We start from the raw sequence: 20,126 nt of genomic DNA on the forward strand, positions 1-20,126 counted from the left end.
TCTTGTGCGCCTGCTTCGTTCACCGCTCCACCAGTTCCACCCTCCGGTTTTTTGCCTTGCCTTCCTCGGTCTTGTTCGATGCCACCGGGGTAAGCGAAGCGACGCCCATCGGCTTGAGGCGCGTCCCCGCGATCCCGTGCTTGCCCACCAGCGCATTGACCACCGAGGCCGCGCGGTCCTGCGACAGCTTCATGTTGTGCTCGAAGGTGCCGGTATTGTCGGTGTGGCCGACGATGAAGACGTTGAGCGTGGTGTTGTTCTTCAGCAGCTTCGCCATCTCGCTGAGCGCCGGCTCGGACTCGGGCTTGATCTCCGACTTGTCGACGTCGAAATAGATTCCATACACGGCGGCGTGTCCGGTGGCGGTAATGTCAGTCAGCCAGGAGGCTGCATTGGCCTGGATGGTCTGATCCATGGCCTGGCGTTCGGTGATGTGTAGCGTGTAGCAGTTGCCACCATTCCAGGGCTGTGCGCGGACCCAGATTTCCTTCCCTTCCTTGATGATCTTCCCGATCGTCGAAGACTTACCGGAGGTATACAGCACTGTGCCGCCCGCCTTGCGAATGGCGTTCTCAAAGTTGCGGATGATCTCGATCTCGCTGGCACCTTCGACGCCCTTCTTATTGCAGTAACTGAGATAGTAGTACTCTCCCTCGACCATTTCCTTCTTGTCTTTCAGCTCATACGTGTAGGCGTCGAACTTCTTGTGCTCGTAGTTATCCATGTAGTACCCCGGCCAACGTGAGAACAATGGGTAATCCTTGCTCCCCTTCTTGTCCTCCTGGGCCCACATGGCCGCCGCCGCGAAAAGCAATAGCACGGTGACGGCTGCTGCAGTAAAGATGCTCCTTTTCATGACGTGGCCTCCCTTCGGCTTCATGGTTTAACCTGCCTTCAACCTCTTACCGCTTCACCAATTCCACGCGACGGTTCTTGGCCTTGCCGTCCTCGGTGTCGTTGGAAGCCACCGGGGCCAGCGAAGCAACGCCCGTCGACTTGAGGCGTGCCGCCGCGATCCCGTGCTTGGTGACCAGTGCGCTGACCACCGACGCCGCGCGATCCTGCGAGAGCTTCATGTTGTGTTCGAAGGTGCCAGTATTATCGGTGTGCCCGACGATGAATACGTTGAGCGCCGCGTTGTTCTTCAGCAGCTTCGCCATCTCGGTGAGCGCCGGCTCAGACTCGGGCTTGATCTCCGCCTTGTCCGTGTCGAAACAAATCCCATAGACCGCGGCATGCCCGGTGGCGGTAATGTCGCTGGCCAGCACCTCGGCCGTGGCCTTCATCTCCTGAGCCATTTCCTTGGCCTTAACGGTGGTGACCCAGTAACGGTCGGTGCCGGTGGTCACGAAAATCCACTGCGACCCCTTGCGCGCCGTGACCGCAGGGTCGCCGTCGTACGTCCCGGAAAACTCGATGGTGTAGCCCGCCGGCCGTAAGGCCGATTCAGCATTGCGAACCACCTTCAGGCGGCTGTACGATTCCGCGGCACACTCGTAGTAATTGTGGAGCTTCTCCCCTTCGATCATTTGAGTCTTGTTCCCGGGGCCGATCGCAATCTTTACCGCGTCCCATTCGTTCCGCTCACAGCTATAGATGTAGCAACCGGACACCCTGCTCAGAAGCGGAGAGTCGCTGCAGCCTTTTTTGTCCGGCTTCGCCGCCTGGCCCAAGAGGAGCGCTGGAGCAAGCAGCGAAATGAACACCATCACCCAACCGAGTGTGAAGCGCTTAGCCGTTTTCATGGATCCTCCTTTTCATCGTCTAACGAGTTCGAGGCGCCCACAATGAGTCGCCTAGATTCAGGTGGTTGACGGCCCTGTTCGGATCGATGGTTTTCACTTCCTCGAACGCGGTCACTGCGTCCTGATGATTCCCCGCTTGCTGCAGGAAAAACCCGTAATCGTCCAGAGCCGTGATGAAATCTTTTTTCTCCAACTCCTTGGACTTCCAGGCCCTGACCCAGATTCCGGGGCGATTGAGCTTGTGTTCTTCCCAATCTTCATAGCGATCAGCCCCCTACGATTTCCAGACAACCTGCCCGGCTTTGAGCCCGACCAACACGGGATAACCGAAGGAACCGTTCTCTTCTTTCACGCGTACGGCCAGTGTGTCTGCCCCCGCCCGCGGGAATCCAGGGCAGTCAAAGACTTTTTCATATTCGGAGTCTTCAGATTGACCCCAGGCGATTAAAGGGAGATAAAAAGCCGCCCCTGCGACGCCTGCCGTGGCGAGGACGCGGCTGCAGATCGAGAATGTGGGCCTTGGGATTGGCATCTTCGTTTGCCTGGAGTAGGCTTAAAGAAACCCCTGAGGCCTGTGAGTTGGCAACAGGGAAATCTGGCGAGTTTCAGACTCGGGGAAAATTTGGAGAGATAAAAGTCAGAATGCCCAGGATGAAATGTTTCTTGTGTTCCTGCAAAACGAGGCACACCCCGAAAGGGCATTTTGAAAACATGTGAATTATGTCACAATCAGATGATGACGGCAAGATAAAACAAACGGCTTCTGGTTCCATGAGGTATCACGACGACTCGAAAGGGGGATCGTTCCGCCAGGGCGAACGCGGCCGCTCTGGTGAGATTCTTGCATTACTTCTAATGTTTCAATAAGGTGGAGAAATCCTTCTTGCCGAGAGCTGTGAGGCAGACGTCCTCGTCTGCCTTCATGGATTTTTGGCTCGAGCAGAATTATTGGGGGTAAAAAAAGGGCAGCCCAGGGCGGGCTGCCCATTCACCTGCAAACGCCGTTTTCAGGCTTGAGCCACGGCGGTCGTCGCGCCGTTCAGGCTGAAGCCGTGCAAGGCCTGCTTGATGATCCACCGCAGGACGGTCTGGTTGTTGTAGTAATGCCCCAGGACGTACTGGCAGGTCGACAGGCAATGCTTGCCGCAGTCCTTTTTCATCTCATCGAGCTGTTTGACGTCGAACTTCTGATTTTCGACGGTTCCCCAATCGTACTGTGCAGAGTACATCGGGAAGCAGGGCGCCAGCGTGCCATCCGTCCGAATCACGCAGGAGTTGTGCCCCGCGCGACAATTCCAGGACTCAACCTTGCCCCGCATGAAATCTTTCATCCGCCCCAGGTGCGCCTTGGAATTCACCATGATGTAACCCTGCTTGTTCTTCTCGATCAAATGGTCCAGCAGGGCGTCGACCTTGGGAAAATCCTCGGGCCGCAGGTATGTTTCGTTCTCCTGCATATGCTTGAAATGCGACTGCTCCAGCATCGGGGTCTCGTTGATGTGATAATCGGTGGAGATCCCATGGTCGTGCGCAATTTCGGTCAATTCCTTGATGTCGTCCATGTTGTTCCGGCAGATGTTCATGTTGAAGACGACCATGTAGCCGTACCGCCGCTGCATCTTCACCATGTAATCGAAATTGGCTCGGATGGGCTTGAGCGCCTTGGGCAATCCCGGCTTCTCGTCGACACAATCGACCGCGAAATTGATGGCCGCGACGCCCGAATCGCCAATCCAATCGCATACCTCCGGCCTCAACAATCGACCGTTGGTGGGGAGGTAGACGAAGAATCCGCGTTTCGTTCCGTAGTACACCACCTTGTGGATGAATTGCGGACGCAGCAGCGGCTCGCCTCCCATGATGGCAATGACGCGGCAACCCACGGAATGCAGCCAATCGATGGAGCGCTTGGCGGTGTCTTCGGTCATTCCCTTGACGCTGTTGTCGAACGCCCAGCAGTAGTGGCAGTCGAGGTTGCATTTCCACTCAGTGAACAGGTACGACAATAAGGGGCGAAACTCGTCCGCCATCACGCGCGATTGAACATAGGGGACAAACCACCGGCGAAAGGCCCGGGTCCCGTTGTTGGCGTGATACACGAATCCCGACCGCTTCATGTCGGTGGTCCCTTTGGTCATGGGAAAGACCGGCTCCGGCAGGGCCTGTGGCTCCGGAGAAGGCGGCAGGAGAGTGGTCCGCACGGATGCCTTTTGCAGGAACTCCTGCAATGGCACATCAACACGAAACGCGCGTGTGGATTCGGTAAATTCGGGTGTGGATTCGATTGGGGCCGGTTGTGACATTCTGCAATCTCCTTTCCTCATTCAAAAACGAGGTTACGGGGAATCTTTAAGGATCCCGGAAAATGAAATACTGCCCGCCGTTATTGCCGTCTTTGCGGAACACGCCTACTGCGGAGGCGCGTCCTTCTGCGGCTCAATGCCATATTTGTTCAGTAACTGGACGATCTTCGGTACCTCGGGGACGGGTTCATTCAAAATGTGCTGTCGGTAGAGCTTCGCCATCCGCTCGTTTTCCTGCTGCTGTTTCAATCGCTCTCGCGCCGCCCGCAGTTTTTCTTCGCGCGCGGTCTTGGCAATTCCCCTTTCCTCGAGATCGTGCTGGACCTCGGTGGTGATGAGACCCTCTTTGAGGACAAGGGAATGGTCACTGCTGTCGAGGCTAACGCTCTTACCGCCGGCAAAGATCTCGTGGCGTCCATGTTCTTCGTACCACTTCGTCAACGTGGCCGTCATGTGCATCTTCTCCACGATATTGCGCCAGCCGACGCCGGTGTTGTAAGCACAGAACGAAATCTCGCCTTCCTGCGTCGCGTACGGAATGATGCACCGCTCCGTGCGGCGGAAGTCGTAATTGAACAGGTCCTGGAACCACATTCCGGCAATGAACAGGATGTTCCAGCGGTCCCGGCGGCGTCTTTCGATATCTTCCATGGTCCGGTCGGCTCCCACTTTGCCGTAGTCCCTTCCGCTCGCTCCAAAGCCTTTGTCGAATTTCTTCAACAGATCGAACACCGAGAAATGCGTCGTCGCTTTGAAAGGGTCGTAGTTCCGCATCACGGCGAGTGCCATTCCCAGGATTGAAACGAATTTGCTCCGCGCTCCATCGTTGACCCTGGCGACATCGCGGGCCAGGCGGTCGGTATTGAGAAACGAAGTGAGCGGGGCGGCCTCTTTTGTTTCCTTGTCAATCATCACCGCCATCCCGACGCCGCAATTGGGGTGGCAACCACAGCTCAACTGACCCCAGTCCGCCCCGGGACCGTGAACCAGATCAGCCCAATCCGCAAACGTGCTGATAAAGGAGAGCGGGAACCAGTCGCGGGTGGGCTCGCCCAGGCCCGTTTGCTTCTTCACATCGTGGGCCAGGTGCGAAAGCGTGTAACGTTGCGCCTGGCGCCGTTCATCGGAGATGTCCTCATCGCGGCCGGTGAAGGAAACCGGCTGGAAGGAGCAGAAGGAGACCCGCTTGGGGTTGTCCAGCGCGAATTGGATGATGCGTCCCACCTGTTCGTTGTTAATGCCATTGACAATGGTGGTCACGGGCACAATTTCGATACCCGCTTTGTGGAGGTTTTCAATGGCACGGAGTTTAACGTCAAATAAGTTCCCCACCTTGCGATGTTCATTGGCCGCGTTTCCAATCCCGTCAAACTGGAGGTAAGCATATCGAAGGCCCGCTTCCGCGGCCTGGCGGCAAAATTCCTCACTCTTGGCGAACTCGATCCCGTTCGTCGCTGCCTGGACACTGTTGTACCCCACCTTGCGCGCATACCGGACGGCATCGATGAAATACGGCGACAGGGTCGGCTCACCTCCCGAAAACTGGACGCTCATTTGGCGCCGCGGCTTGAGGGAGATGGCGTTATCGAGCAGCCGTTGGATCTCCTCCCAACTCAGTTCATGTACGAAACCCACCTGATTGGCGTCCATGAAGCAGGGATCACACATCATGTTGCAGCGGTTGGTCAGATCAATCGTGAGGACCGCACCCCGGCCATAACGGATCGTGCTGGTCCCGTGATTGTGCAACTTCTCATCATTGTGGGAGACGATATCGCTGCCGGGATAAGCCTGTTCCAGGTGCTTGAAGAACTCGGCGTCAATCGACATCACGTCTTCAAAATGTCCGTGTTTGGGGCAGTCCTTGATCATCAGGATCTGACCGTCACGCTCCACAATCTGCGCCTTGATTTCACCCACCCTTTCATTCAGCAGAATATCTTTGGGGATCTTGCCATCCACGATCTGCTTGCGAACCTCGGGCACACACTTGGGGCAGAGCGAATCGGTGGTTCGCGGCCATCCCAGGGGCGGTTTGACTTTTTGATAGGACTTCAGGAGGGGGCGATCCGACCACTTCGGTGTGAACGCCGGGTTCGGCTTAATGCGGTTCAGCCTATCGAATACACTCCACGCCCCACCGGCTAAATAAGTCAAGCCTTTCTCCACATACTTTATTGGCTTGTGCATGTTTTTCTTAACACTCCTTTATCTATGGCGGACAAACCTAGGCGACATCTACCCACCTCGTGCTTGGTTGCCGCAATGAGAACTGGTTTCCGTCTCAACCAAACGGCACGAACCGCCAACGTCATGTTTGGGTTAGGCGTGATGAAATGGTCATCCCGCCCGCGCTTGGCCGATCTCATGCCAAAAGGACAGCGAGTTTTGCCTTTATCAGGCCCGAATATCACAGGTAAATCGAATATATGTCAAGTTTTTTTCGCTGAATGGGCACTATTAACCCCCCAATGTTTCACCGATGAAACGCCTGCTGATTACGCAATATATTGTGTTCATTCAATGAGATAGCCCAAGGTGGCCTAATCTTGCATAACTGAGGCCAGAAAAAGGGCACCATGAAAACCCCTTTCAGGTGCCTGAAATCGCTGTTGAATGGCAGGCAGATCTTCCCCTTGACGAATCAATCCGTTGGAGGCGATTTGTGCCTTCAGAGGCAATCGTGACGCATAGGAAAGGAGTTCGTTCGGATTGGCTTCGGAGTTGCCAATGTAATGAAAATGAAATTGACCTTTGTCCGCTCAAAGGGGGTTGACGGTATCAGTGAGTGGGTTATACTAACCTCCGCACCGGGCAATTGCCCGGTGCTACTTTCCTCAAGGAGGAGCCTATGTCTGCAGTCTCTGTCGTCAGGGGTAGGTCTGCCTCCGTCTCGCTGATTTAAGGCAAGGAGTTTTGCGCCTGGATGCCCAGCATCCATCGAGACTTTCGGCGCCCGTTCTTCTTCCGCAGACCTTCCCCTTCTACCAATATCAACCTCGATTCGTGGCGATTGATTCGCTGCGCAAGAACTTCATTCCCGTGCCTTTCGGTCAAGAAAGGCCGGAGCCAACAAGAAGAGGAGAGACTTGCATGCAATTGGCGGAACTGGGATGGAATCCCTATTTTCAGGGTCATTTTATGGAAGAACAATCGAACGGCTGTGTACCCGCACGCGTGTCGGAGGAGAGCAAGGGGCTATACCGGGTGATGGTCGAAGAGGGTGAACTCCTCGCGCAAATTACGGGGAGGGTCCGTTATCGCGCCGAAGAGCGGAGCGATTTTCCAGCGGTGGGTGACTGGGTCGTCATCGCGCCGCGCCCGTCAGAAGGGCGCGCCCTCATTACCGCGATTCTGCCGCGGCGCACCCTGCTTTCGCGGAAGGTGGCCGGGCAAGCGATCGACGAGCAGATCCTGGCGACGAATCTCGACATCGTGTTCATCGTCACCTCGCTCAACCAGGAGTTCAAACTCCGGCGCATCGAGCGATATCTGACGCTGGTGTGGCAGAGCGGGGCCCAACCCGTCGTGCTCCTGAACAAGGCCGACCTTTGTCCGGATGCCGGCGATCTTTGCCCGGGGGCGGAGCGGGTCGCGCCGGGAGCACCGGTGCATGCGATGAGCGCCGCGACCGGGGAAGGGCTTTCATCGGTGCGGCAGTATCTGGGAGCAGGACGGACGGCCGCGTTTATCGGCTCCTCGGGAGTCGGGAAGAGCACCATCATCAACGCGCTCCTGGGCGACCCACTCCAACACGTCCAGTCCGTCCGGCCTTCAGATGATCGCGGGCGGCACACGACCACGTCACGTCAAATGCTCGTGCTGCCGGACGGTGGCATCGTGGTGGACACTCCGGGAATGCGTGAGTTGCAGCTGTGGGAGAGCGCCGTTGGAATTTCACAAGCTTTCGAGGATCTCGAAGCCTTGGCGCAACAATGCCGGTTTCGCGACTGCCAGCACCGTGGTGAACCCGGTTGCGCCATCCCGCATGCCCTCGCGGACGGCACCCTCGATCGCGCGCGCCTGGAGAATTATCGGAAGATGCAGGCGGAGCTGCGGTTTCTCGATACCAAGACCGATCCCGAGGCGCGACGGGCGGTCAAGGAGCGCTGGAAGAAACTCTGCAAGGCACAGAAGAGGGGCCCCAAGAAATACTAGGGGTGCGGGCCCCCTTTTCATGGTTCCTGTTTAGGATACCTTGATCTGCCGTTTCGTCCGCGTTCATCGGTGTTCGTCCGCGCCCAACTGGATTCTTCAGTATCTTTGCGTTGACGGGATCCGGAAACTCGTCTTAAAATCCCGTTCACCCTGATACTTTAGTACCAACACAACCCCGGCGCACCGCCAGCTCCAGTTGGGAATCTCATTGCTCCGGGGATTGTGGTCGTTTCTGATTTCGACTCAAAAAACGTTTGAACAACTCTACCAGAGGACAGGAGGAACTCTATGAAGTTTGCAAGAGTATTCTTGACTTTGATTCTCGTCGTGATTTTTGCCGGCTTGGTTTTCGGCACGGACCAGGAAAAGAAGCCGGCGGCCAAGACCGCCGCGAAACCGGCGATGGACGAAAAGGCCGCGATGGCGATGATGGAAAAGCTGGCCACCCCCTCGGAGGGACACAAGAAGCTTGATATGCTGGTCGGCACCTGGCATGTGAAGAACACCATGTGGATGGATCCTTCCAAGCCGCCGATGGTTTCCGAAGGAACCTCGGAGCACAAATGGGTCCTGGGAGGCCGGTTTCTCGAGCAGCGCTTCGAAGGGACTTTTATGAACATGCCCTTCTCGGGGCTTGGGTACACCGGTTACGACAACTACAAGAAGAAGTATGTGAGCGTGTGGATGGATTCGGCAGGCACGTCAATACTGAACACGACCGGTTCTTTCGATGCCGCAGGCAAAGTTCTCACGACGACCGGCAAGATGGATGATTTCACGACCGGAAAGGTGATGACTGTCCGCGAGAAGATGACCCTTGCCGGCAAGGACGAGGTCCTTTTCGAAATGTATGGCCCCAATCCCACGGGCAAAGAGTACCGGATGATGGAGATCCAGTACACCCGCAAGGGGCAATAGAGGGCCCGGAAATTAGGGGACCGTCGCCGTGAGATCAGGGGACGACCCACCTCCTATTCCGAGGACTGAATTTGGATGAGCGGCGAAGCCCAGGGACAGGCCTTATCCTTGTCCCTATTCCCCGTTCCCATTCCCTTCCTCGGCGTTCTTTTCAATCAGCGAGCAGGCGGCGACGCGGTCTTCGGCCTCGAGGTCGATCAAGCGGACCCCCTGGGTGGAGCGCCCGGCTTCGCGGATCTGCGACGAGTCGGTGCGGATGATTTTTCCCTGCGCCGTGATCAACATGACCTCGGAATCTTCTTCGACACACAGCGCGCCGACCACCTTGCCATTGCGCTCGGTCGTCTTGACGTTGATGACTCCCTTGCCGCCACGGGCCGTGAGGCGATACTCCTCAATCCCCGTTCGCTTTCCGTAACCGCGCTCGGTGACTGAGAGCACCAGTCCCTTCTCGCCAAACGTCGCCATCGAGACCACAAAGTCGCCCTTGCCGAGTCTCATGGCGCGGACGCCATGCGCCTGGCGCCCCATGTCGCGCACCTCAGCTTCAGGGAAGCGGATGGCCTTGCCGTCGTGCGTCGCGAGGAACACAACCTGTTTCCCGTCCGTCAGCTTGCACCCGATCAACTCGTCGTTGGAATCGAGGTTGATGGCGATAATGCCGCGCGCCATCGGGTTCGCAAAGGCCGACAGCGGCGTCTTCTTGATGACGCCGAGCTGCGTCGCCATGACGATGAACTGCTTGTCGTTGTCCTCCGCGTCCAGCTTCAGCACCGGCAGCACGGCCGACACTTTTTCCCCGGCGGTGAGGTTGACGAGGTTGACGATCGACTTTCCCTTCCCGGCCGTGCCGACATCCGGGATCTCGTACACCTTCAGCCAATACACCCTGCCTTTGTTCGTGAAGATGAGCAGGTAGGAGTGCGTGGAGGCAATGAAAAGGTGCTCGACGAAGTCCTCCTCGCGCGTCCGCATCCCGATGCGCCCCTTGCCGCCGCGGGTCTGGGTCCGATAGATCGCGGTCGGCGTGCGCTTCAGGTAGCCGGTATGGGTGAGCGTGATGGCGACATCCTCCTGCGCAATCAGATCTTCCAGCGTGATTTCGGCCTGCTCGTCGATGATCAGGGTCCGGCGGACGTCGCCGTAGATCCTTTTAATCTCCTGAAGCTCATCGACCACCACGCCGCGCAGCTTTTTCTCGCTTGCCAGGATGCTTTGAAGCTTCTCGATCAGCTTGATCAACTCTTCGTATTCCGCCTGGATCTTCCCGCGCTCAAGGCCGGTCAACCGCTGCAAGGTCATTTCCAGGATGGCCTGGGCCTGGCGCTCGCTCAGCTTGAAGCGGGCCATCAACCCCTCGCGCGCCTCCTTGGGGGTGGCGCTGGCGCGGATCAGTTTGATGACGGCATCGATATTATCGAGCGCAATCTTCAGCCCTTCGAGGATATGGGCGCGCTCCTCGGCTTTCCGAAGCTCAAACTGCGTCCGCCGGCGGACCACCATGACCCGGTGGTCGATGAAGTACTGAATCATGTCCTTCAGATTCAGCACGCGCGGCCGGCCATTGACGATCGACAGCATGATCACGCCGAAGGAGCTCTGCATCGGCGTCTGCTTGTAAAGATTGTTGAGGATCACCTCCGCCGGCTCGCCCCGGCGCAACTCCACCACGATCCGCATCCCTTCGCGGTCGGATTCGTCGCGCAAATCGCTGATGCCATCGATTTTCTTTTCCTGCACCAGTTCGGCGATCTTCTCAATGAGCTTGGCCTTGTTGACCTGGTACGGGATCTCGGTGATGACGATGGCGTCTTTGTCCTTGGTCAGATGTTCAATGGCAGCGCGCGCGCGCATGATCAGTGATCCGCGGCCGGTCGCGTAAGCGTTCTTGATGCCTTCCTTGCCGTAGATGAAGCCGCCCGTCGGAAAATCAGGTCCCGGGATTTTTTTCATTAATTGGGGGACGGTGGTTTCAGGATCTTCGATGAGCGCCACGGTCGCATCCACAATTTCCACCAGGTTGTGCGGGGGGATGTTGGTTGCCATGCCGACGGCAATGCCGGAGCTTCCATTCACCAGGAGGTTCGGCAGCCGGGCGGGCAAGCACAGCGGCTCTTGGAGCGACTCGTCATAATTGGGCGTGAAATCGACGGTTTCCTTGTCGATATCCTCGAGCATCACCTGGGCGATGCGCGGCAGGCGCGCCTCGGTATACCGCATCGCCGCCGGGGGATCCCCGTCGATGGAACCGAAGTTCCCCTGCCCGTCGACCAGGGGATAGCGCATGGAGAACTCCTGGGCCATGCGCACCAGGGTGTCGTAAATGGCGGCGTCGCCATGGGGGTGGTAGTTGCCCATCACCTCGCCCACAATCTTGGCGCACTTGCGGTAAGGCTTGTTCGAGGCCAACCCCATTTCGTTCATCCCATAGAGGATGCGCCGATGCACGGGTTTCAGCCCGTCGCGCACATCGGGAAGGGCGCGCCCGATGATGACCGACATGGCGTAATCCAGGTAGCTGCGCCGCATCTCGTCTTCGATGTTGACGGGGATGCGGTTACCCAGATGGAGCGGTTGCTGGACGGGAGGTTGAGGCTTGCCTTGATCCTTGGGTGGTTGTTCCGTGGACATGAAAGATTAATGGTTCCCCTGGATTTGAATTCACCGCAAAGACCGCCGAGATCTCGGCGCTTCCGCGGTGGCTTTTCTTAAATATCCAAATTCTTCACATCGAGCGCGTTCTGCTCGATGAATTGCCGGCGCGGCTCGACTTCGTCGCCCATGAGGATCGTAAAGATCTCATCGCTCTCCGGCTCATCCTCGATGCGCACCTGAAGCAACGTCCGGGTTTCCGGGTTGATGGTCGTCTCCCAGAGCTGTTCCGGATTCATTTCTCCCAACCCTTTGTACCGCTGGATGGTGAATTCCTTTTTGCCTTGCGTCAGGATGAAGTCGACGAGCTCCCTCGTCGTGGCAATCTCGGTCTTCTCCTTTTCCTCTTCCACCACGAAGGGAGGCGTGTTGTACTCCGCCACCAGCTTGGTCAGTTGCACGATGCGGCGGTATTCCGGCAGGGAAATGAAATCCCAGCCGATGTGCGTGGCCTCGCTGCTATTCAGATTTGTAACAACCAGTTCGAACAGATCGTGTTCTTCATCGCGCCCGACCGTGCTGTCGAATCCCATCATCGAAAGTTTCTGCGACAGCTTCTCCAGCCGTTTCTCATCGGAAAGCGCCTGGCGCGAATCCACCTGGTTTTCCACCAGCAGCTCCACCACCCGCGTGTCCCGGATGCGTTTGCCGATCCGGTCCATGAAGCGATAGTACTCATCCATGTTGCCGAGAAAAGAGGTCAGCGCACGACTACTCAGTTCTTTGTTGGTCTGAGGGATGATCACTTTCTTGTTTTCGACGGCCTGCTTCATGATCACCTTGGTGAGTTCCTTTTCGTCCTTGATGTACTGCTCGCTCTTCCCCTTCTTGATCTTGAACAGGGGCGGCTGCGCGATGTACACGTGGCCGCGCTTGATGAGTTCCGGCATTTGGCGGAAGAAAAAGGTCAGCAACAGGGTCCGGATATGGGACCCGTCGACGTCGGCGTCGGTCATGAGGATGACCTTGTGGTAGCGCAGCTTCGAGACATCAAAACCCGATTCGTCCCCGTCGCCCTTGCCCACGCCCGTGCCGAGCGCCGTTATCATGGCCCGGATCTCCTCGTGAGCCAGCATCTTGTCGTAGCGCGCCTTTTCGACGTTCAGGATTTTTCCTTTGAGCGGAAGGATGGCCTGCGTGGCGCGGTCCCTCCCCTGCTTGGCGCTGCCGCCGGCGGAGTCGCCCTCCACCAGGAATAATTCACAAAATTCCGGGTTCCGCTCCTGGCAATCCGCGAGCTTTCCGGGCAGCGACCCGCTATCCAGGGCGCCTTTGCGCCGCGTCAGGTCCCGGGCCTTGCGCGCCGCCTCGCGCGCACGGGCCGCGTCAATGGCCTTCCCCACCACCTTGCGCGCCACGGGCGGGTTTTTGTCGAAATAGTCCATCAGGCGCTCATACAGGAAGGAGTCCACGACGCCCTTGATATCGCTGTTCAGCTTTCCCTTGGTTTGTCCCTCGAACTGCGGCTGCGGGAGCTTGACGCTGATGACACCCACCAACCCTTCCCGCACGTCATCTCCCTGCACACCCTCCTTCACTTCCTTGAACAGCCCGCTCGAGCCGCCGTAATTGTTGATCGCCTTCGTCAAGGCGGACCGGAACCCCGACAAGTGCGTGCCGCCATCAATCGTGTTGATGTTGTTGGCGAACGAGTACACGTTCTCGGCGTAGCCGTCGTTGTACTGAATCGCCACCTCAATGTTGACCCGGTCCTTGGTCCCGTCTTCTTTCTCGCTGCCAAACTCGCGATCTGCCTCGAAGTAGATGGGCTTGTCGTGAAGGACGGACTTGTTCTTGTTGAGTTGCTTGACGAACTCCGCGATGCCGCCCGTGAACTTGAACTCATGCTTCTTTTCAGAGCGCTCGTCGGTGATCGTAATGACCAGTCCCTTGTTCAGGAAGGCCAGTTCACGCAACCGCTGCGACAGGGTGTCGAAGTTGAATTCCACGGTGTCAAAGATCTCGGTGTCGGGATGGAACGTGACGCGGGTCCCCTGCTTCTGTGATTTGCCCATTTTCTTGAGCGGGGCTTGCGGTTTCCCGCGTTCATACGATTGCTGGTAAACATATCCGTCGCGCCAGATTTCCAGGTCGAGCATCTCGCTCAAGGCGTTGACCACCGAAACGCCGACCCCATGCAGCCCGCCCGAAACCTTGTAGCTGTTGGAATCAAACTTGCCGCCGGCATGGAGCTTGGTCATCACCACCTCTGCCGCCGACACTTTTTCGGTGGGATGCTCATCGACCGGGATGCCGCGTCCGTTATCCACCACGGTCACTGAGTTGTCCACGTGAATGGTGACGTCCACGCGGGTGCAATATCCCGCCAGCGCCTCGTCGATGGAGTTGTCGATGACTTCGTAAGCCAGATGATGCAGGCCCATCTCGCCCGTGGAGCCGATATACATGGCGGGGCGCATCCGGACGGCCTCCAGGCCCTCCAGGACCTTGATGCTATCCGCATCGTAGTGCCCCGAGCTTCCATTTGGTCTTCGCTCGGACACAATATTTTCGTGGTTGCTGCCTTTAGTCATGAACGATTCAATCCTCGCTTCTAAGGTTCCGCTTAGAAAAGAAAAACCGACCCCCGGGGGAGTCGGTCTATTTCTCCAGAAACTCGCTGACCCATCCAATCCTGAATTCTCTAATCGTGATCTCCCGCTGAAGCCCCTTCACCCGCTTGATTCCTCCCGCCGCCACCCTGCTTTCAAATCCGCATCGGCATCACAATGTAGCGGTAGTTGACGCCATCCTCGCTGAGCGGCCGAAGAAGCCCGGCGCTCTGCTCATCCTTGAACTCAAAGCTCACCTTGTCCTCGCTGATGACCGACAGAAAGTCCAAGAGGTATTGTCCATTGAACCCCAGCTCGAGCGGCGCACCGGAATAGTCGACTTCCAGTTCGTCATGTGCCTCGCCGTAGTCGGCGTGGCTGGAGGAGATCTCCAGTTTCTGTTCTCCGATATTCAGCTTGACGGCATGCGACCGTTCATCCGAGAGGAGGGACACGCGGCGCAAGGCCGCCAGAAACTCCTCCCGGCCCATGGAAATACTCTTCTCATTCTCTCGCGGCAGGACCGCTTCGTAATTGGGAAACTGTCCCGACAACATGCGGGAAACAAGCAGCCGGTTCCCCAATTTGAAGAAGAGATGATTCTCGTCCTTCCCCATCTCCACTGCCGATTTCTCGTCGGCTTCCCCCAACAACCGGGTCAACTCGGCCATCGCCTTCTTCGGGATGAGGGCGCGCAACTCGGTGTTCAGCCCCGTGAACTCGTGGTTTTGTTCGATATGCGCAAGGCGATGCCCATCGGTCGACACCATGGTCATGCTGTTGGGCTTCAGCAACAAGAGCGCCCCGTTGAGGGTATAGCGGGATTCCTCCGCACTGATGGCAAAAATAGTGCAGTCAATCATCCGGGCCAGCATCCGCGCCGGGATGGTGACCAGGGGATGCTTGAACTCCGCCATCGCCGGAAAATTATCCGTCGCCGTCCCAACCAGCTTGAAGGAGGACTTCTGACAGGTCACGGTGGCCCAGTTGTTCTCCTGCCCCTTGAATTTGATGTCGGCGTCGGGCATCGCCCGCACGATGTCAAAAAAGCGCTTGGCCGGGACCGTGATCGCCCCCGGAGATTTCAACTTGGTGTCACAGCCGGTCTTGATTCCAATCTCAAGGTCCGTGGCGACGATCGACAGCCGATCCCCCTCCGCTTCCAGCATCACATTCTGCAGGATCGGAATGGTCGCCTTTTTCTCCACCACCCCTTGAGTAAAGGTCAACTCTTTGAGCAGATCAAATTTCTTAACCGTGAATTCGATCATGAAGGTTTCCTCGGTGACTGAGACGGTTTCGACTTCTGCCAAAGTAAATCAATTAATCAGGGTATAAAGTAATGATGATGATAACGCCTGTTGAAATCTGAATAACCCCGCTTCACCCGATTCCGCTTGCCCCTTCCCTGCTTCGGCAGAATAGAAATCTGTGGCTTCGCTGTGTTCCCCTGTGACAAACGGTCCTTCTTTTCTCCTTCCCGAGTTTTCTACAGGGTTTCTCTATCACCTCCTGTGAGAAAGACCGACCACCCTATTGGAAAGAAGCGGTTAGCTTGTTGATCAATCTGTTTAAATCCTTGTCGCTCTTCCGCAGTTCCTCGATTTTGTGAATGGAGTGAAGCACCGTGGTGTGGTGCTTCCCATTAAATTCGCGGCCGATTTCCGGCAGGGAGGCGCTGGTCAACTGTTTGGCCAGGAACATGGCAATCTGGCGCGGATAAGAGATGCTCTTCGAATTGTTCTTCGACTTCAGGTCCGAAACCTTCAAGCCGAACTGCTCGGAGACGGCCTTCTGAATCATCTCGATCGTGATGCGCTTTTCCTGCGAGTCGAGAATGCTCCTCAAGACCTGCTGCGCCACCTCAACATTGATTTCCAAGTCCTTGAGTTGACAGTAGGCAACGAGACGAATCAGCGATCCTTCCAGCTCGCGAATGTTCGACTTGATCTTGCTGGCAATAAACAGCGCGACGTTATCGGGGATCTTCACCTTCTCCGACTCGGCCTTCTTCTGGAGGATGGCGATCTTGGTCTCGAGGTCCGGGGGCTGGATGTCGGCGATCAACCCCCACTCAAAACGCGACTTCAGCCGCTCTTCAATGGTCGGAATATCCTTGGGCGGGCAGTCACTCGAGATCACGATCTGCTTCTGGTTGTCGTAGAGCGCATTGAAGAGGTGAAAGAATTCCTCCTGGGTGCGCTCCTTCCCGGCAATGAACTGGACGTCGTCAATCAGCAAAGCGTCCACGTTCCGGTATTTTTCGCGGAAGGACACCATCTTGTCATAGCGCAACGAGGAGATGACGTCGTTAGTGAATTTCTCCGTGGAGGCATAAGTGAGACGAGACTTGCTGTTATGCCGTTTGATCATATGACCGATGGCATGCATCAGGTGGGTCTTGCCCAATCCGACGCCGCCATAGATGAACAGGGGGTTGTATGCCTTGGAGGGTGATTCGGCCACCGCCCGGGCCGCCGCATGGGCGAATTGGTTGCTGGAACCCACCACGAAGGTGTCGAAGGTGTATTTCGGGTTGAGTTGGTGATCAATCGAATCAAAATCGAGGGCGGCTTGCTGGGGAAAACGAGCCAGGCGAGTCGCCTTACCCGCCGCTTCTCCCCCGGACGACGCTGGTTGAACCAAGAATTCGAAACGGGCAATCTGTGCCCCAATCTCAACCACGGAGCGGTTGATTTCGTCCATCAGATTTTCGAGGATCCACTCCCTGAAGATCTCGTTCGGAACATCCACAAAAGCGACAGAGTCTTTTACCTGGCTCAAGCGCGTCGGTTTAAGCCAGGTATCAAAATTTTGGGGATCAACGCGATTTTCAAGGGATGAAAGGATCTTTTGCCATACATTCATATATAAGGATTTAGCTGATTTATTTTTCACAAAGTTTTCCACAGCCTGTGGAAAACTACTGTTCGTGGTTACTCACGGTATGGCTTGAGTAGGGCCTTTAAAATTTCAAAAAATTATAGCATATTGGATGCCCTGCCGCAATGAATCTTTCGGCAAAAAACGAGGGATTTTGATGTGAAAAACAGCGTTCGGAAGAGCCGCCCTGGGGGACGGGCGGAAGGGTTCAAGTTCACGAGGGGGATCGGCAAATCAGCTTTTCGAGACCTGCTGAATCTGATATCATTCGCAATTCTCTGTGGGTCGATTCAGTCGCCAGTGGGCGACAACAACTCGAGCGGGACGCCAGGGGGACAACGCTGTGATGGGGAATGATCGTTTTCTTCGCGCCTGCCGGCGGGAGCCCGTGGATCGGGTGCCGGTTTGGCTGATGCGGCAGGCGGGGCGCTATATGCGCGAGTATCGTGAAATCCGCCGCAACATCCCCTTCATGGAGCTGGTCAAGGATGTTGAGCTGGCCACCAGGATCTCCCTCCAGCCGTACCGGCGGTTTCAAATGGATGCTGTCATCCTGTTCTCGGACATCCTGGTGCCGGTCCAAGCCATGGGCTTGGATGTCTCCATTCCGGAGGGCGGGCCTAAGATCGCCAACCCGGTGCGCACTTCCCAGGATGTCAAAGAACTCAGGGTCCCGGACCCCACAAGTTCGACGAAATTCGTCCTGGAAATCCTGGAAAGGCTGCGCAAGGAGCTCCGAGACGAAGCCCCGCTCATTGGTTTTGCCGGCGCACCGTTCACCTTGGCGAGCTATATGATCGAAGGTGGCGGGTCGCGCAACTTCGCCGTGATCAAGGCGATGCTTTACAGCCAGCCAGCGACGTTGCATGCTTTGCTCGATAAAATTGCCGCGACCGTTTCGCTTTATGTGCGGGCCCAGATCAATGCGGGCGCGCAGGCGATTCAACTTTTCGATACCTGGGCCGGAGAATTGTCGGCGGCGCAGTACCGGGAATTTGCCCTCCCTTATACGCAGAGGATCTTCGAGTCCATCGGAAATCTGGGCGTGCCGCGCCTCCTTTTTGTGAATGGTTGTGGAGCCTTACTGGAGGCCATGGCGGAGTCCGGAGCCGATGTCCTGAGCGTGGACTGGCGCGTGGATCTCGGTGAGGTTCGCGCGCGGCTCGACTCCACCATCGCCTTGCAGGGCAACGTTGATCCCTGCGTTCTCTTGTCCACACCCGGGGCCGTCGAGCACGAAGCCAAGCAGGCGATCTTCAAGGGGGGTGGACGAGGGCACATTCTCAACCTGGGCCATGGCATCCTGCCGACCACCCCGGAGGAAAACGTAGCGACCTTCGTGGAGACAGCGAAAAAGATCTTTATGGTGCAGCCGAGTCAGGTCGTAAAGCAGCCGTGAACGGCGTGGAACCGGCCCCTGTAGAGACGTCTCTACAGGACGCCGCAACAAAAGAACTAGAAAGAGCGAGGAACAGGTTTTTGGACGAGAAATTGGAAATACGATTTAGAGATCAGCAGGTCGCTTTTCCACTGCAGCTGCTGGAAAAGTACAACGTCCCCGGGCCGCGCTACACCAGTTATCCGACGGCGCCGGAATGGAAGGACGATTTCGGGCCCAGTGACATGGAGAAGACGCTGGAGGCCTCCAACGCCGGCGCCCATCCGCGGCCGATCTCTTTGTACATGCATCTGCCCTTTTGCGACTCGTTGTGCCTTTTTTGCGGATGCAACGTGGTGATCCAAAAAAATCATGACGGGGCGACGCCCTATCTCGACCGCTTGAAGCGGGAGATCAATGCCTTTGCCCGGCACGTCAGTTCCCAGCGGGAGGTGATCCAGTTCCACTGGGGCGGGGGGACGCCGACCTACATGTCACCCGCGCAGCTGGAGGATCTGTTTCTGTTCACCCGGGAGCGGTTTCGATTTGCGTCCCACGCCGAGATCGGGGTCGAAGTGGATCCGCGGGTCACAACGGAAGAACATGTGCGGACTTTGCGCCGGCTGGGATTCAATCGCATTTCGATGGGGGTCCAGGATTTCACTCCGCTCGTCCAGAAGACGATCCATCGAATCCAGTCCTACGAGCTCACCCGCCAGCTCGTGGAACAATGCCGGGCTGCCGGTTACGAGTCGATCAATATCGACTTGATTTACGGCCTGCCACACCAGACCGGCGATTCATTCGCTGAATCGGTCGACAAGGTGATTGAAATCAACCCCGACCGCATTGCGATGTTCAGTTATGCGCATGTCCCGTGGTTGAAGAAGCAGCAGGGCTCCTTTGCTCAATTCATCCCGGATGGGCGCGACAAATTCAAGATCTTTCGCAGCGGGGTCGAGCGCTTCACGGCCGCCGGATACGATTATATCGGCTTCGATCATTTTGCCCGGCCCAACGACGAACTGTGCATCGCCCAGCGGGACCGGACCCTGCATCGGAATTTTCAGGGATACACCACCAAGGCGGGCGCCGACCTGTTTGGCCTGGGGGTCAGCTCCATCAGCGGCATCGATCGGACCTATGCGCAAAACTACCGCGATCTCGAGTCCTATTCCGGAGCCATCGACCAGGACCGCCTGGCCATCATGCGGGGAATGCGGTTGACGGAGGACGACGTCGTCCGCCGCACGGTGATCAACAGGATTCTGTGCCATTGCGTACTTCACAAATCTGAAATCGAGTCTGAATTCAACCTGGACTTCGACACCTACTTCGCCGGAGAGCAGCCCCGACTCCGGGAACTGGCGGACGACGGCCTGCTGGAATTGAACGGGGACACGATCGCGGTGACGCTGACCGGCAGGATCTTCATTCGGATCGTAGGTATGGCGTTCGACAAATACCTGCGCGAGAAAAAAGATTCGGCCAAGCCGCTGTTCTCAAAGACCCTGTAGATCGAGCCGGCTGCCCGCGC

General features: G+C 56.9%; 14 protein-coding genes. 4 read left to right on the forward strand and 10 right to left on the reverse strand.

Annotated elements, in window-relative coordinates; translation table 11 throughout:
• Nucleotides 1–19 precede the first annotated feature (19 nt).
• From LAO21_03105 to LAO21_03130, 6 genes are all read right to left on the reverse strand, one after another.
• Nucleotides 20–856 (reverse strand): OmpA family protein, encoded by an 837-nt coding sequence (locus tag LAO21_03105; GenBank protein ID MBZ5551683.1) that lies wholly within the window; start codon nucleotides 854–856, stop codon nucleotides 20–22.
• A gap of 46 nt (nucleotides 857–902) precedes the next feature.
• Nucleotides 903–1,745 (reverse strand): OmpA family protein, encoded by an 843-nt coding sequence (locus LAO21_03110; GenBank protein ID MBZ5551684.1) that lies wholly within the window; start codon nucleotides 1,743–1,745, stop codon nucleotides 903–905.
• Between the two features lie 19 nt (nucleotides 1,746–1,764).
• Nucleotides 1,765–1,938 (reverse strand): tetratricopeptide repeat protein, encoded by a 174-nt coding sequence (locus LAO21_03115; GenBank protein ID MBZ5551685.1) that lies wholly within the window; start codon nucleotides 1,936–1,938, stop codon nucleotides 1,765–1,767.
• Nucleotides 1,939–2,019: 81 nt separating this feature from the next.
• Nucleotides 2,020–2,277 carry a hypothetical protein gene (locus tag LAO21_03120; GenBank protein ID MBZ5551686.1) on the reverse strand — a complete coding sequence of 86 codons (258 nt, stop codon included), beginning with the start codon at nucleotides 2,275–2,277 and terminating at the stop codon, nucleotides 2,020–2,022.
• Nucleotides 2,278–2,752: 475 nt separating this feature from the next.
• Nucleotides 2,753–4,048, reverse strand: coding sequence for a radical SAM protein (locus tag LAO21_03125; GenBank protein MBZ5551687.1), 1,296 nt, complete (start codon nucleotides 4,046–4,048; stop codon nucleotides 2,753–2,755).
• 105 nt (nucleotides 4,049–4,153) lie between these two features.
• Complete coding sequence (locus LAO21_03130; protein ID MBZ5551688.1) at nucleotides 4,154–6,238, reverse strand: radical SAM protein; 2,085 nt, start codon at nucleotides 6,236–6,238, stop codon at nucleotides 4,154–4,156.
• 903 nt (nucleotides 6,239–7,141) lie between these two features.
• Here LAO21_03130 and rsgA point away from each other — a divergent pair.
• A complete protein-coding gene (rsgA, locus tag LAO21_03135) occupies nucleotides 7,142–8,206 on the forward strand; it encodes a ribosome small subunit-dependent GTPase A (GenBank protein MBZ5551689.1) in 1,065 nt (354 codons plus the stop codon).
• A gap of 288 nt (nucleotides 8,207–8,494) precedes the next feature.
• Nucleotides 8,495–9,124, forward strand: coding sequence for a DUF1579 domain-containing protein (locus LAO21_03140; GenBank protein MBZ5551690.1), 630 nt, complete (start codon nucleotides 8,495–8,497; stop codon nucleotides 9,122–9,124).
• Nucleotides 9,125–9,238: 114 nt separating this feature from the next.
• Here the strand turns inward: LAO21_03140 and gyrA are convergent, their stop codons facing one another.
• From gyrA to dnaA, 4 genes are all read right to left on the reverse strand, one after another.
• The gene (gene gyrA / locus LAO21_03145) at nucleotides 9,239–11,755 is read right to left on the reverse strand and encodes a DNA gyrase subunit A (GenBank protein MBZ5551691.1); all 2,517 of its coding nucleotides are present in this window, start codon (nucleotides 11,753–11,755) and stop codon (nucleotides 9,239–9,241) included.
• Between the two features lie 77 nt (nucleotides 11,756–11,832).
• On the reverse strand, nucleotides 11,833–14,310 hold the full coding sequence (gene gyrB / locus LAO21_03150) for a DNA topoisomerase (ATP-hydrolyzing) subunit B (GenBank protein MBZ5551692.1): 2,478 nt from the start codon (nucleotides 14,308–14,310) through the stop codon (nucleotides 11,833–11,835).
• A 173-nt stretch (nucleotides 14,311–14,483) separates the two neighbouring features.
• Nucleotides 14,484–15,599 (reverse strand): DNA polymerase III subunit beta, encoded by a 1,116-nt coding sequence (dnaN, locus tag LAO21_03155; GenBank protein ID MBZ5551693.1) that lies wholly within the window; start codon nucleotides 15,597–15,599, stop codon nucleotides 14,484–14,486.
• Between the two features lie 262 nt (nucleotides 15,600–15,861).
• Complete coding sequence (gene dnaA / locus LAO21_03160; GenBank protein ID MBZ5551694.1) at nucleotides 15,862–17,196, reverse strand: chromosomal replication initiator protein DnaA; 1,335 nt, start codon at nucleotides 17,194–17,196, stop codon at nucleotides 15,862–15,864.
• A gap of 361 nt (nucleotides 17,197–17,557) precedes the next feature.
• Between dnaA and hemE the strand changes: the two genes are divergently transcribed.
• Together hemE and hemN are read left to right on the forward strand one after the other, a co-directional pair.
• Nucleotides 17,558–18,610, forward strand: coding sequence for a uroporphyrinogen decarboxylase (gene hemE / locus LAO21_03165; GenBank protein ID MBZ5551695.1), 1,053 nt, complete (start codon nucleotides 17,558–17,560; stop codon nucleotides 18,608–18,610).
• An 80-nt stretch (nucleotides 18,611–18,690) separates the two neighbouring features.
• Entirely contained in the window at nucleotides 18,691–20,106 is a 1,416-nt protein-coding gene (gene hemN, locus LAO21_03170) for an oxygen-independent coproporphyrinogen III oxidase (GenBank protein MBZ5551696.1), read from the forward strand.
• Nucleotides 20,107–20,126: the final 20 nt, after the last annotated feature.

The sequence above is a fragment of the Terriglobia bacterium genome (genome assembly GCA_020073085.1).
Lineage (GTDB): Bacteria > Acidobacteriota > Terriglobia > JAIQFV01 > JAIQFV01 > JAIQFV01.

Excerpts from the sequence above, each read along its gene's own strand:
- hemE (MBZ5551695.1), top strand. The coding sequence starts at position 17,558 with ATGGGGAATGATCGTTTTCTTCGCGCCTGCCGGCGGGAGCCCGTGGAT.
- LAO21_03105 (MBZ5551683.1), bottom strand. The coding sequence starts at position 856 with ATGAAAAGGAGCATCTTTACTGCAGCAGCCGTCACCGTGCTATTGCTT.
- LAO21_03110 (MBZ5551684.1), bottom strand. The coding sequence starts at position 1,745 with ATGAAAACGGCTAAGCGCTTCACACTCGGTTGGGTGATGGTGTTCATT.
- LAO21_03120 (MBZ5551686.1), bottom strand. The coding sequence starts at position 2,277 with ATGCCAATCCCAAGGCCCACATTCTCGATCTGCAGCCGCGTCCTCGCC.
- LAO21_03140 (MBZ5551690.1), top strand. The coding sequence starts at position 8,495 with ATGAAGTTTGCAAGAGTATTCTTGACTTTGATTCTCGTCGTGATTTTT.
- gyrB (MBZ5551692.1), bottom strand. The coding sequence starts at position 14,310 with ATGACTAAAGGCAGCAACCACGAAAATATTGTGTCCGAGCGAAGACCA.
- dnaN (MBZ5551693.1), bottom strand. The coding sequence starts at position 15,599 with ATGATCGAATTCACGGTTAAGAAATTTGATCTGCTCAAAGAGTTGACC.
- rsgA (MBZ5551689.1), top strand. The coding sequence starts at position 7,142 with ATGCAATTGGCGGAACTGGGATGGAATCCCTATTTTCAGGGTCATTTT.
- LAO21_03125 (MBZ5551687.1), bottom strand. The coding sequence starts at position 4,048 with ATGTCACAACCGGCCCCAATCGAATCCACACCCGAATTTACCGAATCC.
- LAO21_03130 (MBZ5551688.1), bottom strand. The coding sequence starts at position 6,238 with ATGCACAAGCCAATAAAGTATGTGGAGAAAGGCTTGACTTATTTAGCC.
- gyrA (MBZ5551691.1), bottom strand. The coding sequence starts at position 11,755 with ATGTCCACGGAACAACCACCCAAGGATCAAGGCAAGCCTCAACCTCCC.
- dnaA (MBZ5551694.1), bottom strand. The coding sequence starts at position 17,196 with ATGAATGTATGGCAAAAGATCCTTTCATCCCTTGAAAATCGCGTTGAT.